This window comes from Pseudomonas sp. TE36184, from assembly GCF_054060055.1.
Window position 1 is genome coordinate 1,207,829 of sequence record NZ_JBSSCU010000001.1, and the last position, 17,751, is coordinate 1,225,579.

The 17,751-nt window shown below is 54.6% G+C and carries 9 protein-coding genes and 1 pseudogene; 1 reads left to right on the forward strand and 9 read right to left on the reverse strand.

Going from position 1 to position 17,751, the window contains the following annotated elements:
- Positions 1-241: 241 nt before the first annotated feature.
- Positions 242-1,888: a hypothetical protein gene (locus ACVWZP_RS05400; protein WP_457369488.1), complete on the forward strand. Its 1,647-nt coding sequence runs from the start codon at positions 242-244 to the stop codon at positions 1,886-1,888.
- Positions 1,889-1,967: 79 nt separating this feature from the next.
- Here the strand turns inward: ACVWZP_RS05400 and ACVWZP_RS05405 are convergent, their stop codons facing one another.
- The 9 genes and pseudogenes from ACVWZP_RS05405 to ACVWZP_RS05445 all read right to left on the reverse strand — a co-directional run bounded on the left by ACVWZP_RS05405 (position 1,968) and on the right by ACVWZP_RS05445 (position 17,722).
- Positions 1,968-3,185, reverse strand: a complete 1,218-nt coding sequence (locus ACVWZP_RS05405) for an IS3 family transposase (RefSeq protein ID WP_457369489.1) — start codon at positions 3,183-3,185, stop codon at positions 1,968-1,970.
- Between the two features lie 405 nt (positions 3,186-3,590).
- Positions 3,591-3,751 (reverse strand): annotated as a pseudogene (locus tag ACVWZP_RS05410) (transposase domain-containing protein); the annotation flags it as partial.
- A gap of 242 nt (positions 3,752-3,993) precedes the next feature.
- A complete protein-coding gene (locus tag ACVWZP_RS05415) occupies positions 3,994-4,149 on the reverse strand; it encodes a group II intron maturase-specific domain-containing protein (RefSeq protein ID WP_457369490.1) in 156 nt (51 codons plus the stop codon).
- Positions 4,150-5,135: 986 nt separating this feature from the next.
- The gene (locus tag ACVWZP_RS05420; protein WP_153337036.1) at positions 5,136-6,116 is read right to left on the reverse strand and encodes an IS5 family transposase; all 981 of its coding nucleotides are present in this window, start codon (positions 6,114-6,116) and stop codon (positions 5,136-5,138) included.
- Between the two features lie 248 nt (positions 6,117-6,364).
- Positions 6,365-7,267 (reverse strand): Pvc16 family protein, encoded by a 903-nt coding sequence (locus ACVWZP_RS05425; protein ID WP_457369491.1) that lies wholly within the window; start codon positions 7,265-7,267, stop codon positions 6,365-6,367.
- 73 nt (positions 7,268-7,340) lie between these two features.
- Positions 7,341-9,485 carry an ATP-binding protein gene (locus tag ACVWZP_RS05430; protein ID WP_457369492.1) on the reverse strand — a complete coding sequence of 715 codons (2,145 nt, stop codon included), beginning with the start codon at positions 9,483-9,485 and terminating at the stop codon, positions 7,341-7,343.
- Positions 9,482-11,146, reverse strand: coding sequence for a contractile injection system tape measure protein (locus ACVWZP_RS05435; RefSeq protein ID WP_457369493.1), 1,665 nt, complete (start codon positions 11,144-11,146; stop codon positions 9,482-9,484). The genes ACVWZP_RS05430 and ACVWZP_RS05435 overlap by 4 nt, the downstream gene beginning before the upstream one ends.
- A 139-nt stretch (positions 11,147-11,285) precedes the next feature.
- Positions 11,286-14,405 (reverse strand): hypothetical protein, encoded by a 3,120-nt coding sequence (locus ACVWZP_RS05440; RefSeq protein ID WP_457369494.1) that lies wholly within the window; start codon positions 14,403-14,405, stop codon positions 11,286-11,288.
- 32 nt (positions 14,406-14,437) lie between these two features.
- Positions 14,438-17,722, reverse strand: coding sequence for a hypothetical protein (locus ACVWZP_RS05445; protein ID WP_457369495.1), 3,285 nt, complete (start codon positions 17,720-17,722; stop codon positions 14,438-14,440).
- Positions 17,723-17,751: the final 29 nt, after the last annotated feature.

The following is a 17,751-nucleotide window of genomic DNA, read 5'->3' on the forward strand; positions in this document are numbered from 1 at the left end:
AAATTTGCAGCACCTTCTTTTATGATTACTTACAGCCCTCAGACCTGCCTAGGGCAGGAGGTACGACGGGGCGCAGAAAGCGCCAAGGTCAGCGCTAGTGTTTTTGAAGTTCTTGCGAAGACCTTGACAATCCCACAATCGGCAAATCACCACCAGGCAGCAGGCCCCCTCTGACAACCAGAGAAGATGACATTTAAGGTCTCGCTGGACGCATATCAACTTCATGGTAAGGAAATATACTATGAGCACACAAACGCTCGAAATTGGCGGCCTGTCGGTCGATCATGGTACCAACACTGTGAGTGAGGCTGACTTAGTTCTGCGCTCAAACGGCGATTTTTATTGTGTCGTCGTCGGCGGACGCAGCATCAAGCTCGGCCATGTTAATTTAGTCACAGGTCATGCCGTATTTGATCTTCAATCTTTTAATAGTTACCTATTCGGAGCTGGCCGCCTTGTGCTGGACTCGAGAGGCTCTAATTTGGGGACGGCGACTAGCGACGGCGTGCGTAGAGTTCTTGAACACAGCGCCGACTACGCAATGCGCTTAATGGCCCCCTCTGTGGTAGAGAGGTTGCATATGAACCCGTCTACTTACAACGAATTGGAGGCTCGGGTGGCGGTACTTGCAGCAGTAGATGCCCTTGCCCCGAAAGAGAGAGTGCTTCTTCGCGATCCAGATGCTAGCAATATTTTAACGGTTTCAGAATTACTCAGTTTAGTTCTTCCCGCGCTTGAGCGGCATGACATTACCATTACAAATAAGACAGGGGATGCGGCGAAGGTCTACGACGCACCAAATCAAAAACTTATGGATAGATACAGGACTCCGTTACCTGACGGTACACTGGTGACGGTGGCTGTCCATAAATTAGGTAGCAACGAACAGGTGTCGGGCGAAGCTACGATCAGAAACGGGCAACTGGAGCTGTCTGAGTCATTGAAACAAAAAATGACTGATTATGATATTTCGTCGAATTACCAGACGACCGATATGCAGCAGGTATACATGAACCGGCTGACGGGCAAGCTGGCAAAGAGGGATGGCACAGACTTTGCTGAAGGGACGAAGATCCTGCTAATGACGCAAACAGCGAAGACCAAGGGCTTGGTTGTAGGCGTCAATGGCAAACCACTGGCTCAGGCTGACGCGACGAATCCGACTCCTGTTGCATTGGATGAGGCCAGCATCCGTAGCGAGGTCGAGGCGTGGAACAAAAAGAATCCGGAAAATTTTCGGTATGCAGATCAAGAGATTACTCAGGCAAAGCTTGAATCGTCCAGCGTGTTTCGAGTACACAATCCAGTAACACATATCGAGACACTAGTGAGCGCGGACCTAATCCCATTGACGCAAGTGAAGATTAAAAACGATCTTATCGAAATCGTTCTATGCGCCCAGGTGTCGGGGACGCAGGTCCAGGTGCTGATGAACGACAAAGGCAAAGCCTTGAATTTTGATACATTCGACGTGCAGCCGGATAGACTCGTCGTAAAAACATACTCACCAACCCCTCCGCACCCCACGGCATGGGTGGTCGTGCGCAGCGACAGGCACCTTGTGGATCCCTCTAGCTTTCAACCCATGACACCGGAACTGAAACTCATGGATGTCTCAGTGTCCGGAATCGATTATGAGTACCTCGTGACAAAGAATGACAGTGAGGTTTTCGAACCCTCCACGATGAAACCTTCCTTGCCGAAGACCACCTTAACCAAAGCCATCGGACTGGATGGGGCAGAAGGCAACTTTTTGTCGAGTATCACGCAAGAGCTCGTACAGCTAACCGGGCGGTCACCCAAAGCACGATTAGTTCAGGTCGCTGCGGCGATTCCGCATAGCAACCTTCCGATCATGGTGACTGCAGATCTCCGGTTTCACCCATAAATAAGAGGTACGGCGGTTACTTTTATTTTTTGGACTCCGCGGTGGACTTGCCCCTACAAAACCGGACACCAACTCCCTGTTAAATTGATGCTGCCACCAAGCGCCTGAACTCCCTCGGCGAGCGATAGTTCAAAGCGCTGTGCGGATGCTGCTCGTTGTAATGTTCGAAGGCAATTGCCAGGTTACGCAACACCGTTTCCCGATCCGGTTTGGGCATGTGCGCCACGTAGTCACGCTTGATCGTCTTCACGAAGCTCTCCGCCATCCCGTTGCTCTGCGGGCTGCGAACTGGCGTGGTCACCGGCGGCAAGCCGATCTGTCGAGCAAACAGGCGTGTCTGTTCGGCGGTGTACGCCGAGCCGTTGTCGCTTAGCCATTGCACCGGCGTGGTGGGCAATTGATCACCGAAGCGCTTCTCCACGCTTTCCAGCATCAAGTCGCGGATATCATCGCCGCTGTACCCGGTCGGGCTTGCCACCCAGCCGATGGCTTCGCGATCACAGCAATCGAGGGCGAAGGTCACGCTCAGTTTGGCGCCATCCTCGCAGCGGAACTCAAAGCCGTCCGAGCACCAACGCGTATCGCTGGTTTTCACGGCAATACGGCCTTCGTGCCGACGCGGCACGCCGGGCTGTTTGAGTCGACGCTCCAGCAGCAAGTTGTGATCACGCATGACCCGGTAAACCCGCTTCACATTGATCGCCGGCAGCGAATGGGTTTCACGTTCCCGACGCAGTAATCCCCAGACACGACGGTAGCCATAGCTGGGCAACTCGCTGACCTGCTGTTGGATTTCAACCACCAACTCAGCGTCGCCCACAGGTCTGCTTCGCCGTGTCTTGGGCGATACCGATTGCTTGATTCGAACCGTTAATTGCGAGCGCGCCACACCGAGACATTCGCTGACCCGCTTCACTGGTCGTCCCCCGGCAACAAGGGTGAGTGTGCAATCCATTTTCGCGACCGGGCAATCTCCACGGCCTCTTTGAGGATTTCGGTTTCCATCGTTTTCTTGCCCAGCATCCGTTAGTTCACGGATCTGCTTGAGCGCATCGTTCAGCTCGGAGGCCGGCACCACGGCTTCGCCAGCACTGACCGCCGACAGGCTGCCGTCCTGATACAGCTTGCGCCACAGGAATAACTGGTTGGCATTGATGCCGTTGCGCCGAGCGACGACCGACACACTTTGCCCTGGCTCAAGGCTCTCGCGAACCATGGCCAGTTTTTGCTCCGGGCTCCAGCGGCGCCGCCGCTCCTGACCCAAAAGCTCACCACTCTTATCGTTGCTGTTAGTCATAAACATAACCGTTTGCCTATCCCTTATCATAAGGGGGAAACGGTGTCCTGTCTTTCATGGGGCTCGTTCAATAAGCTGCTAGCGCCGAGCGCGAACCCAGCAGCTCGATCCATAATCAGCTGCTAATCGCTCGCTAGAAAGGGCCTTACTGGCCTACGAGCACCACTCCCAGGTTTTTAAGCCCCCCCCACACTATTGCATAACTAAGCCGATTGCCAACAATGTGCCCCTCCTGCTCTTTGCTCTCACTTGCTCCTGGCATTAGCAGGCGAGTGAGGATGTCCTTCAATATAGATATAAGTGTCGCGCCCACGGAGCTTGGCTGACTAAACCAAACTCATAGCCGCTACTACCCGCTTTCCGCGTATGCGTCCGGGCATCACGCCTTGCGTGATTAGACCGGTGCCACCTATGCGGCAGCAACTGATCAATTTCACTCGCCCGCTGCGTCGGCAGGCGCGTAAGGACATCCTTCAGATACGCGTACGGATCATGCCCATTCAGCCGCGCAGACTGATCAAACTCATAATCGCCGCCGCCCGTTTGCCGCTGCGCAACGCCTCTGCAAGTCTAGTCAGCCGAAGGGAGTTTCACCCCTCGGCTGCTCACAGAGCCGTAAGTGACAGTCTCCCGTCATACGGCTCTTGATCACACATTCGATGCGCGTAGTAAAGAACAGCTCCGGATTCTCTCTTCGAACAAGACGCAGCCGATGCTCCGCTTGACGTATAGAGATTCGGTACTTGTTCTTCATCCATTTGAGCGGGCGCGATTGCAACGCGCTCCACAATAGATAGCTGAAGTTTCTTTACCAGAATTTACCGTAGCATTCAATCCATCCTCGAATCACGGCGTTGTACTTGCGAGAAAAATCCCTCAGGTCATCCGTAGTGGATCGACGGATGCGCCAGCGTTTGATCGTGTCTTGCCTGAAGCCACATCCTTTCAGCGTGCGAAGGTGCACCAGTACCGATCGCCTCTGTTTTCACAGCGCTAGCCATAGCCGTCATCTGCTTTCCTTCAAGTACTGACTAATCAAGTTCTCTCGCCATGAATGACCCTACGGAAGTCTGCCCACTTTCGCGTCGAGCAATGCTTCAGACCGTATCCTGCCCATTACAGGCCAGCCTTCGCTTTTTCCGTATTCCTCTACCCGCAACACCCACAGCGCTCCTTACGGTTCGCCTGCCGTTTCCGGCGGCGCTACGGGCTTACCCTGTTCCGTCTGAATTTCTGAGCGGGGCGACCCCCTCCTATTCGGCGGCGGCCCGCTGTCCATGATTACCCAGGAATCAAGAGGTTCATACCTGGCCGCGTACCGTTTTGGTTCAAGCCTGTCAGCACATTTGGCTTGTTGATCATGACGACGTTCAACAGAGGCTCACATATGTTGGTCGTTACATCTCGTTCCTAGCCCCTCACCACCTTTGTGCTGGTAGATTCCGCTTTCCCTCGCGGGTAGGCGTACCGAAAATTGGCGGGTACATTGTCCTCGGAGCTTCACACCGAGCTGTTACCAGCCCCGCATGTCCAGGTAGGAAACGGTTGATGGAACAACCGGTTTCATCAGGAGAAAAACTCTCCAGTAAAACAGAAATTTAGACGACCTCAGGTCGCACGGTTCCATTGCTCCCCAAATCCCTAAGCCGGTCTCACCGATCAAAAATCTGATGGCGCCGTTCTTTTGGTCGCGCGAGGAATGGCTATCACGCCATCCCACACGGTCCGTAAATTCGTAATTACCGTATTAAAGGTGAGTTTAGGGAGTGTAACGCCCATACTTAAAACTGCGTAGATTCGCTTAGGGATTGTCTGAAGTAGGCCGCTATTCTTCGACTGCTGAGCCATAGGTGCTTTCAAAAAACGGCAGCCGTTCAGAATCGATCAAGTCTGCCGCCTATTCCATCCATTTTTGTCGCTGCACGCGCCTCGCAGCAGCTATTTCCCTCATTAAGGACGTACCTCTCCTGCGCTGGAGAGCAAATATCGACGCGCCATCCAAAGGTTTGACAGGGCGAACAGCGTCACCATCTGAGCAGTGTTCTTCACCAAGCCTCGGAAGCGCACTTTCGTATAACCAAACTGACGCTTGATCACCCGAAATGGATGCTCAACCTTGGAGCGAACCTGGGCCTTGGCTTTCTCGATCTTGCGCATCGCTTTGTACAACGCGCTGCGTTTACCGTGTTTTTTGTAGGTACTGCGCCGGGATGCAATCTGCCAGATGACGTGGCGTCCCGCATGCTCTTCGCGCTTTTCGACACCGGTATAGCCTGCATCGGCGCAGACCACGTTCTCAGCACCGTGTAGCAGTTTGTCGACTTGGGTTATGTCCGCGACGTTGGCCGCAGTGACCACCACGCTGTGCACCAGCCCTGACTCATCGTCGACACCAATGTGAGCTTTGGCACCGAAGTAATACTGGTTACCTTTCTTTGTCTGGTGCATTTCCGGGTCGCGTTTGCCATCCTTGTTCTTGGTCGAACTGGGCGCATGAATCAGCGTGGCATCGACGATGGTGCCTTGTCGCAGTGATAAGCCACGGTCGCCCAGATAGCCATTGATCACGCCGAGAATACCAGCGGCCAACTCGTGCTTTTCCAGCAGGCGACGGAAGTTGAGGATGGTAGTTTCATCTGGGATCCGCTCCAGGCTCAGACCGGAAAACTGGCGCAAGATCGTCGTCTCGTACAGCGCTTCTTCCATCGCAGGATCGCTGTAACCGAACCAATTCTGCATGAGATGAACCCGCAGCATCGCCATCAAAGGATAGGCCGGACGACCACCTTCGCCCTTCGGGTAATGAGGTTCGATCAGGGCAATCAAACCCTTCCAGGGTACGACCCGATCCATCTCGATCAGGAACAATTCCTTGCGGGTCTGCTTGCGCTTACCGGCGTACTCGGCATCGGCGAAGGTCATTTGCTTCATTGAAAAGCTCGGCGATTGGTGTCCGGGGATTTTGCCAAATCAGGAAGTCTTTTTCAGGATTTCCTTAGGGCAAGCAATAATGCTTGCGGCTCCTTGAGTTGTTGCTTCCAAACGGTGCGATTTGGCGGGACAAACTGGCATTCCGCCCACAGGCGTCTATCATATTTCGAACGCAATACTACGCCGCCTCGGAGGTGTAAAACTTCGACACAATCAAAGATACTTATTGATAAGTTCGTCGCAGCAAATCACTTTTCGATCACCTCGCTCTCACTCGCCTTCAAGCCATCCACATTCAAGCTTAACTTAACGCCTGCAGAAAGATTTTCTGCATACACTTTAATGTTTGAACTATTCAGCCGCTTATATAACGACGGCGAAAGCGTCCCAACGATTTTAATGATCAACTGATTGACATTGTTAGCAGCCTTACTCGTATCAGGTGAAACCGTAACCTGCAGCTTCTCAAGCTGGGCACGTTCCAGCGCTGTCTTGGGAACCACCTGTTTGATCAACTCCACGTTGAATGCCCGTATCACTGCGTGGGCAGACGAGTCGTCCACTGCACCCAACTGGGTGTCCAACTGAAGGTGCGAGACAGCCGGCGCTGTATCCTCTACCTGCGTAAGTTTGACCGGTACGGTCACTGCCAGATTGAGGCACAATCGCGGTTTGTCACCGAATGACTGCCATAAGTTACCTAAGCCCGCCAACTGCTCTGAGGGCTCAATCACACGGGTTAGCACGCTCGGATCTTCTCCCTCCTCAGTCTTGCTGAGCAGTACAGTTTCCAGATTCAGCAAGGCATTGAGCATCTGGTTCATGACTTTCATCGTCTGACTTCGAGGCCCCACTACGGTTTCCTTAAGAGGATCCCAATAGGTCAGCAAATAGCAGCATTTCACTGCCACATATCTGGGGGCCGCCGATCGGGTGATACCCGGCAGACTATGCCGCAACTTCATATCTTCCTGAATGTCGTACAAGAAGACGCAGATGGTAGGCGCGTCAGGTGGATGGTCTTTGTCCGGCATATCAAAGCGAATCTGTCCCTCGGCAATGTCTACATAGGACAACAACGCGCCCTGGATTTGTTCATTCAGTTCCAAAATACGCACATCAGATACTTTGCTTGGAAGAGAATCGGCCATTTATTTTTCACCTTATAGAATCTATATACAGCGAACCCAAGTTTTACCCACCGCTAAGAGGTAAACTTGGCCATTAGGTACGAGACATTAGGCGCCCGGTTTTACCCAGTTCGCGACGCATTGCCCGCTCAATGTCGACCATGTCGACAGGGCGCTGGGCTCGCGCTGCGAGCCAACTGGCTAAAAGCGCGACGTTGCGGATGCCTGCCCCCGTCAGCTCGGCACGCTTGGCTAGATCAGCCCACTCAATACCCGCGCTCCGATCGACCCCGGCAGGCCAAATCTGCTCCCACATCTGAGTGCGTAACGCCACGTCAGGTGACTCGAAGCGCGCCATGAAGGTGAGTCGACGGGTAAACGCGCCATCAAGGTGAGCCCGATTATTGGTCGATAACACCACCAGGCCTGGATAATGCTCAAGCCGTTGCAACAGGTAGGAAACTTCGATATTTGCGTGACGATCATGGGCGCTGGTGACTTCGCTTCGTTTGCCAAACAACGCATCAGCCTCATCGAACAACAACACTCCTGTGTCGGCCAACGCCAAGTCGAAGATTTTCGACAGGTTTTTCTCAGTTTCGCCGACATATTTATTGACTACGGTCGACAGGTCTACCCGAATCAGGTCTAACCCGAGCTCAAAGGCGAGCGCTTCGGCAGCCATGGTTTTACCGGTACCCGAGTCCCCGTAGAACAATGCGCTGACGCCCACCCCGTAGGAGATTTTTTTCGCAAACCCTCGGTTGAGCACGTCATCCCGATGACTGATGGCGGCCAGGATTTCGTCCATCTGCTCGCGCAAGCCTTCACTGATGACCAGGTCTGACAGCCCTCGACGAGGCTCCAGACGTTGGGCGAGCGGACCGAACTGCTGCAGCGCCCTTGAACGCAGGGCCCGATAGATGTCTTGCCCATCTAACGCCGCGCTAGGCGCGCGTTGCTGAGCGTACCAATGCGCTTCGTGAACCGCATAATTGAGCGTATCAAGGTCGACGCGCGTTCGCTTCAGTAACTGGGGCAAATCGTCAGGGGAACTCGTAGCCGGCAGGCCCTCGGCGCATTGAAGCAACGCCACGCCGATGGCAGCTATATCGTCTTGAGCCGACTGGCGCGGCAGGGTCATTTTTAACCGTGGCAATTCACGCAACCCAGACCCATTAGCATCGGCGGCCAGTAACACCACGACCGGCTCACCATGCGTACGCAGTCGCACATCCAACGCACGCAGAAGCTTGGGGTGTGCTTGTTCAAAGCTTGTGAAGTTTTTGAATACCAACAGACCCGCACTCAACCGCGTCACATGCAATGCCTCGAGCAGCACCGGCCACGCCTCGTTTGCTTCTTCGGGCAGCGATTGAAGGTCAACTAAAAAGGCCTGGCGCCCTGCTTCTGCGGCGACATGCGCTAACATCTTGTCGCCCCCCTCTCCTCCCTCCAACAGTACCACCGGCGTTGTGGCACTTGCCTGCCCAAAACAAAACTGTTGCAGGTCCGTACCGAAGCGTCGCCACTCTGCTGAAAGTTCCAGCACGTTCGGCGCCATAGGCGTCAACCATTGACCAACATCCACCATCTTCTGAGATAACGGTACTACCCCGGTGCTAAGATATCCTACGACCGAACTTGCGGTGCATATATACAGTACATCCTCCCGACTCGAAGTCCGCCCAGACCGCTCCGATAAGTGTATCAGCCCGCCGTAACGCAAAGGCTGATCTGCCGCAGTTAGCCGCATGCGATGTTGCACACGATCACCTGGTGCACTGAACAACGATAAAATTAAGTCGATATGCGGCCATAACGCCTGCTCGTCGCCCTGTATATACGCCAACAATGCGCCATAGCGGGGTTCCAACACCGGCATCATGCCGAGCAGAATCGCGAGAACATCAAACTCTCTCAAGCCAAAGCGCTGCACTACCCCCGCCAACAGCTCAGGCAGGGGCGGCAATACGTCTGTGGGATTGGACTCCGAGGCACATGCATCAAGCCATTTAGGCCGCCCTCTGGGTACATACGCCGCTGACTCGAGCACATCCATGGGAATCATAATTGATTCAATATTAAAGCGATCATCTCCGCGCGCTTGCTGAGCCGCAAAATAGCGTTGGACAATCATATCGATCACTTCCAGCCAGGGTGCAAGCGCGTCCAGCGGCGATGAGATAACATGGCCTTGGCCCATGGTTCTGTCGGTGGGTGATTCAAATAAAGTCATAGTGCCCGCCACTTGAGAGATACAACGAGAGGTAGCCAAGGCAGCGTCAGGTGCGAAAGCGGCCACGGACAATCGCGCAACAAGACGTCTTGAGCTTGCGTGTTGAGGGTCAGTTGTACCCGCGCGTCACGGATCTCCAATTGGCCAGAACGTTGCAAAAACAATGCACGAAGGGCTGGTGCGTCAAACCCATCCAATCCAGGGATTTGGGCGAGCACGCCTTCAAGCCATGCATCCAGTTGCACTTGCTGGCCGCTGTCGAATGTCCGCCAAGTATCCGGGGCCTGCAAGATGCGTTCGGCGGGAAACCCGCACCAGTAGCAAAACTCTTCGAGACGCCAAAGGCCCAGCGTACTATCGCCCCATACCAAAGCGTCCAAGAGCATCACCGCTTGCACTTGTGCAGCCTCATCGATAAACCCGGACGAATCGATAAGCGTATGCGCCTCGAACAAGTCAGGCAGTAACGGCCACAGCAATACGATACCTGCGCCCGACAGGACCAGATCTTCGAGGCCATCTGCCGCCAATGGGGTAGTCCTGACTGACTGAAGCGACTGCTGCGGATGCGCCAACTTGCCAGAGGCCGTTGCCCTATTGCCTGAGGCGTCCTCCCGTTTCTCGTTGGCTGGCGCGGCATGAGTTAGTGGGCCAACTGACGGCTCCGCCTCAATGCCATGGTGAACCGCTGCGTCTAACATCGAACGCAGGTACTCGCCCTCTTCACTCTGGAGATGTTTAAACGACGTCCACCGAGATAGTAGGAGCCGTATTGCCAGCAGACTCGCTTCAGTGAAAGGCTCGGCCAACAACAACCGTCCCAGCGCATCTAATGGCCCCTGTAGTGGACTCTTACCTTGACGCCGCAAGCGCTGCTTATGCGACGGACTTCCCTCGAGGTGAACCGCATCGGCCATATACCATCGTTCTTGGCTCATCCGACGCCTCACTGCCTGGCCGCTCGCAGTGTCGCGCTGCAACACCAGGACGGCGGCCAGTGGCAGCCAGGCGCTGGCCTGGCGATCAGAAAGACCCAACCTTGTTGCGGCAGGGACCGTCGCCAATAGCCAACGGCTCACTCGCGCCAACACCGCAGGGTTAAACGTGGCTCCCAAGCGTTTGCTGCTCAGGCTACCTAGACAGCGCCACGCGAATTCGATGCGGCCCTGCCACGCAGCTTCATAGGTCTGCCACCGATCGAGCTGCGTATGCAGCCACTGACTTGGGCTGGAGGGAGGCAGCCAAAGGAGCGTCGAATGTCGCCGACCAGTGTCCAGATAGGCTAGCAACAATGCAAAGCTCGCATCCGCCATCTCGGGGCTAGGCGCAGCCGCTTGAAGCTCACTCTGCGTCCCCTGTGCCTGTGCATCGTCAACTCTGCTCACTGCAACGTGCAATGCCAACTCACGCGCTAACGCTTTGATCGCTCGTTCGCCGAGGTCATGCTCGAATCGCTGCGCGCATATATCACCGAGATTCAAACGCAGCGTGTCCAATACTAGCGAACCGCCACCTAATTCCTGTTGTACATGGACGAGACACCGTTCCAATTGGTCGCGAAACTCCTGATGAAACCAAAGGCTACAACGCTGTTGCAAAGGTTGTGCACTCAAACGTTGAGTGCGCAGTACCATACGTAAACGCTCTATTGTTATCGACATATTGAGAACCTTACGCGTACTCGGTGCATTATTGCTCTCCGTTCGCGTGCCATCTACTTTGAACCGGCACGCTCGTTGCCCGCAGACCAAGGCCCCTCAGCAAGGGGCGTGCTATGCCTCACCCAGCCAACGGCACACGCTAAAACTTGAGTAAATCGACTGCGGGGATGGATGCATCCTTCACATAGATCACCTGGGACTGATCCGCGATTATCATCCGATTTGCATTGACCGTTTCGCTCTTCAATGCCGCCGCCAAGTTATCACTTCGATCTTTGGATGCCACACGCACAAAACCGATCCCAGTGCGATGATCGACGGGTAACTCGCCAATCGACAAATATTGTAGCAACGTGTAAGACAAATCCCCGGCAGGCCGCCCAGCTGCTTGCCACCGCGAGTAGCACATTGAGAAGTTTTGAAAATCCCGAGCTGTTAGCCAATGTACATGGGTCACGATATGCGCCGGCACTGTGTCGCGGATGACGTCTTGCACCCACTGGTCCGTCGCATACGGGTCGTCGTGAGATGCGTCCAGCCAGGGGCGGGGCATCACAATGCTTAGCGTGAACGAAAACACATCATTCGTGTAATCAGCGACCCACCCGTAATTAAGTTGTTGAGCAGGGGTCGGCCATTTACTGCCAGTTTTTAGCTTTACTTTAAGCGTACCTAGCAGCGGGTCCACACCGCCATCCAACACCAGTAATTCAATATCGGGCAATGGCTCCGAAATTGCTTTCTCCAAAACATTCCAGATCCGACGGTCCTTTAGAAGGATGCTCTTGGGCAACTTACCAGGCTCACGCCATTCCAGCGGAAATGACTGCTGCACCACCAACGTTGCATCTTCTTTAGGGGCCGTCGGCCAGGGTTCCTTGAACGCCAATTGATGGACCACGCGTTTCAGCCAAATCTCGCTCGACTGCCACTGCCATGGAGGCGTATTGACCTTGGAATCCTCGACTAAACCCTGAGCATTCCATTTCAACCGATCATGCTGAGCCAAGTCGATGGAAACGATCGTCATACCCTTCAATGCTGGATCTTTGGCCCACGAGCTAGGGGGAGGAGGCTCGTCATTACCATTGACGGTCGGCGCCCCAAAAGCCCAACAGCGGTGAATAACGTTGGCAACGATGGGTCTAGAAGTACCATTTCGCAACTGAATCAGCTGCCCGGACTGCAAACCATCCCCCTCTTCTAGCGCCAAGTACAAATAACCTGGTTTGTCACCCAACCGCTCAATCATCTGAGCACGAGCCACGGCTTTCCAACTCTGGGTCAACAATTTTTCGGAGGGCACACTTGGTAATAATTGACGATGTTCAATCACATAGAACGGCAGGAGCGCAAAGTCAGGAGAAGCGGCAAAAAGCGTAGCTCCCACCCCCAAACGGGCAGACAAACGTTGCTGTAACGCTGAGACCATATCAATTTGAATCGACGCGCGTTTGTAGGCGATCGTCGGAATCGCCCCCAAGTAACCTTGCTGAACTTTGAGGAATTCATTTTCCTGGCTCCCGCCCGTGTTGGCCGCCTGCAATACTGAAACACGCTTAGTACGCGACTCACCAAAAAAGCGCAGCAAATAGTCCAGCAATTCAAGCTCTTTATCACCTGCCTTCGCGCCGACGGCCACAAGCTGTGAAAGAGCAGCCTGCTCATTAGCCGTTAATACTGCATTGAGCTGTTCGCTTGGTAGGCTGTCCGCGTCAAACACTTGCCAACGACCACCGCGAGACCGGGCCTGTGGATCACGGCGGTCAAACGACAGCAGCCAAGGCAGTTTGCGCAACAAATCCATCTCGTCGGCTAAGCACTGATCTAGTGGCAGTAAAAATCGCAATAGACTCTTAGCATCTTTACTCAATGAATCAGCATCCGCCTGCATGCCGTAAACCGCTGGCAGCAAGCTTGACGCTCCCGTGTACTGCCCGGGGTCGCGGTATTGCCCATAAGGCACCTGACGAACAACCTCCTCGGGCGGGGCCTCAAAGGGATCGAAAAGCGCGCTTAAGGCTTTTGCTACTTGATGCGTAGCCGAATGAGTTGCAATTACGCGGCCACGCTTGCGCAGGACGACCGATTGACAGAGCAGCTCCGCCAATGTGTTGGCTCCGGCTGCCAGCAAGGCCCAAGGTACGGGCAGTGTCAGTTCATCCAGAGTAAACTCAAGAAAGCTCGCTGGATTTTTCCCGGGCAACGTCGCGCTGATGCTGGCGACATGATTCACCCCTGTGATGCCTTCAATCGCCACCTGCAAGAGAGTCAGCGACTGCGTGAACTTCTTACCATCCGCAATCGTTGGCGCGAGGAACTTGATCCATCCATGCTTTAACTGCGGCCCCACATATATGTCCGACGCCACCTCATCCTCTAGTCGTTGCTCCGCGCTGCGTCGTTCGATCGGAGTCAGTAGTACAGTCGAGCACGCCTGATAAATCTGGGCGAGTAATGCGGCGAAATCCACCACGTCATCCTCAACCTCAATCGTCAAATTAAAGGTAACGGGGATATCGGTGAGGTAGTCAATTTGGCTGAATGCCTCACATAGATTGCGGTTAGCGTGCAGAAAGTCTGCTAGAACGGGTTCCGCTTGTGCTCGGGTCACACCGGGCGCACAGGCTAACCACAGCCGATATCCTCCGGATACCACCATAGCATTTTGGAGAACCGGATCGCTTTTCTGCGACACAAAACGGAATGTGCTGTGCGGATCAATAACATTGGTGTCTACCCCGCGCCCTTGGGCTGGCGGTTCTTCCATGTAAACGTAACGGTACCGGGTGTCAGGAGAACCTTCATTTAGCTGTGCGAAGTCCTCACGCAGTATCTGCACATCGCGAAAACAAAAGCGTTTCTTACCTTCAATATCTACCACTAGGTCGAGGATCGCTTTGCGGTAGTCTTCGTAAGTCACCGGCCCACATGTAAGCGCATGTTCCGGGCCAAATTCTGGCGCAAAGATACCTGGGCTCCTGCCCCCGTGTCCTACCCGGCGTTGCGTGTCAAATGCGCCTTCCGAGTGGGCTAGTGTAGAAGCCGGTGTAAGTAGATCTACCAGTGGGAAGCTCTGCCTAAATGACAGGTCCGCAACGTTGAAGGTCAAGGCCTGGAGCAGCGTGATGCCGGGGTCGTGTTCTCTGCGCTCCGTCCAACGTGCTCCTGCATACAACTGCAGCGCCTTTTGTACAGTTCCCCAGAGCGCCTCGAAATCGACGGGTTCTTCCACGTCGTCGTATGGAATGTCAGTCATCTATCATGTCCCTGTTGGAAGGGGTTGAGAAATTACACCAGAAAATCGTCGGGCATCTGAACCTCGAGGGTGATCCACTCCCCGATACGACTTGAACGTAGCAACTCGGTCTTTGTCTCCCACGCCACGCCGATGCGGAAAATCCCGTGGAGGCCAAGCGGCACCTTGATCTGAAACCGAGGCGGCGCTACGTCGGGCGAAAGGGAAATTGTTTTTGTAAGGTGCTTACCCTGCCTGGCGCTTACTTGATCGGGCGACAGTGAAATAGATATCCCCGTGTCGACGTCGTAGAGGCTCATTTTTTCCGGTTCATCACAGCCTTCTACATTCACCAAAACACCTGTCCCGGAAGACAGACGAACCACCTGCCCGTATTTCGACGCTGCCCAAATACGGATCGCCATTTTGTGATACGCCAAGGGCACGCACTCGACTACTGCAATTTCGTCGTGTTCCACCACACCACCTGGAGGGGTCTTTGTGCCATCGTCTCCGTCAATCAACAATGCCGTCAGTTGCTTGACCTCAGGTATTTGCATAATGCAGGCGCGGACTATCCGACGACTCAGCGATTTGCCGATAACGGTAGTCGCCGCCTGCTCCTCGCTCATCCATGGGCGAAACTCGCGCTCCAGCGTGTCGCGCACGAGCAGGTCGCCATACGACTGGCTAATGCCCATCTGATATTTGATCGTCCAACTCACCCGCACCGAGCGGTAACGCGGATTTTTGCAGGTAAACGTCAGCCAAGGTGAAGTCCGCGCCCGCAACCACGCCTCAAATGCGCTCAAATGCGCAATACTGTAGACTGGGCGCAAGGCGTTTTCGCTATCGTTGCCCAGTACCATCGGCATCACGACTAACTCCTGGGGCAAAGTGCCGTCCCGCGCGTTATCACGTCGCGGCTGCGGCAAGACGGCCACCTCACGAATCCCTGTGTCGTGCTCGCGCAGCAACGTCGCCAGATCCCAAGTGTCGAGTGCTCGCTCACGATGCCGCAGCCGTGCGGCCACCCGCGCGTAAAAATCTTCCAGAGATTCAGGTGGGCGGCCGCCAGTTGACACCCAAGGTTGAGTAACCTGCTGCACCGCGTCAGGCGCATTGAGCGCATGGGTCACAGAGCCTGCTGCCAGCGGCTGCAGGAAATGGTTGGCATCGACCTCTGTTGGGGCAATCAGCGTGGCCACACTCACATTGGTCGCTAACCCCATCAAGCGCGGCAGTGCCGGTACGCCCTCTTGCGGCAATGGAGTTTTCACCCGAGCGCGTAACCAATAACGCCCGGCTGGCATGCCTTTGGCGTTGTGTAATGCATCATCAGGCCACATCAGCGACCAAAGACCACTTTTTTCCCAATCTGCAGTTTCATCCGACAACTCATTACCTAGCGGCACCCAACTTTCACCGTATGCCAAGTACTCCCATCTGATGTTCTGTACAGGGCCAGGGCTTTTCAGCAACCAATACAGGCTCAGCAGTTGGCCAGGTTCAATTCCATCCACCCCCAAATAGATGTCGGCCGTCCCGCCACGATAAGCGTCATCTGTGGCCGCCCAGCCGAAGGGCGTGCTGACGAACTGGTGTTCAACGGTTTTGTCGCTCGCAGTGTAATCGACACGCACGGATTGCCACTGCGGCAGATAAGGAGGGTTCCAAGTCGGCGGTTCGACAATTGTGCTGCTGGGCATGTCGGTAACCTGTGTAATCACAGTCTCCTTATCCCCCAGCGTAGCGGTCGAGGTTGATGTTACTTTCTGAGTATTTAGGATGGTGCCTGGCGGCAAGCTAAGATGGTGTTGATATAACTCTGAGTAAAATGATTGCGCCAGACTCAGACGCAGATACCAAGGCCAATCTGCTGCTGTTGCGCTATCGGGCACCACTGTTGTCGCAAACCGTGACTCTACATTCAGAGATATGGCTAATGGCAGACCGGACGGAGCTTGTCCTTCTTCCTGCTTAAAGAGAGGAAGAGGTTTGGTGGCGCTCCCGAGAGGCGTCTCGTTTGTCATGGGAATGATATTCACCGAAAAAGCGGTGCTTGGGACCTCATCCCCTGTAAATAAATGTTTTTTGTCGTCAAAATGCTCGCCAACTCGGTAGCCTCCGTACCAAATTTTGAACGGCTGACTCGGTAGCCCAACCCAGTTCGGCGTGATTATGACCTCGTTGAGCTGTGCCCCCAATCTCACCCATTCAGGAGACACGAAGTTAACCCCACGCCCAGCGGACGCGGACTCTCCGAACGGTAACCCCGCCTGAATCTCATCCCCTTCATCGGTGATGCAGCGGACATTCGTCGCTCCCTGTACCTCCAACAACAACGACTCCACTCGTGCAATGGGCTCACCGTCTACCCGACGCAAGCGCAACAGCGGAGTCACGGCGTTCAAGCCTTCCAGTTCGGTGAGCTCCATCGGTACGCCCGTCTCATCGCTCAAGCGCAGGGCCCACACATTGGACTTGCCGGAGTCGCGTACGGCCATCATCGGCTGCCATACATGTTCTACGCTAATAGCGGCGTCCAATGCCGGAACTGCAGCCTCGAAGGTCAAAGTCCATACACGTTCACCACTAGCCGCCGCCAATAGCGGCGAACCAATAAAACGCGATGCGATGACGTCTTGATCAACCGCAGTCGATGCCACATCGCCACTGACCTTGCGTGCGAGCGCGCCCAAACGCAGTCCTTCAGCCGGCCACACACCTACCCCTTCCTCGAACGCCACCTGTGCACGTTGTTTGCCTCGGCAGAGATCATCCGGTACACACCAACGCAGGTCAGTCCACCGCGCGTGGTTGACCACAATCGGTCGATCTACACAATACTGCAGCGCATGGCCTTGACTGTCTTGGCCAGCCTCCAGTAACTGGCCGGCCATAATGATCTGTTCCTTGACAGTTTCCGCCAAGCCCCATTGCACCACGACTTGATCCGCCTGCGCGGGCGTGGGCATAAGGCCCAGAAGATTCCGATAATATAGATCACGAAAGCGTGCAGGAAACCGATTAAAGGCAGCACTGGGCGCCTCCAATATGCCCAATAACGCAAGTAAAAATGCCTGTTCAGGAGCAAGCGTGCCATCGGCACGCCCCGGATCTTGGTACCAATCTAGGCAACGCTGACGCACTTGCATCCATTCGAATGGCTCAGTTTCCTGACCCGCCTTCGAACCGAACATCAACTGCGCCCAGGTCATCCTGTCCGAGTTCCCCATTGATACTTGCTGGCCATAGACCCGTATTGCATCCAGCCGATAGGCCACAGAGCGCTCGTCCAAAACAAACGATTCTTTTACGTTATTCTCTTGTGTCATGGTTTTTCGTCTCCCTGCCTCTTGCGAGC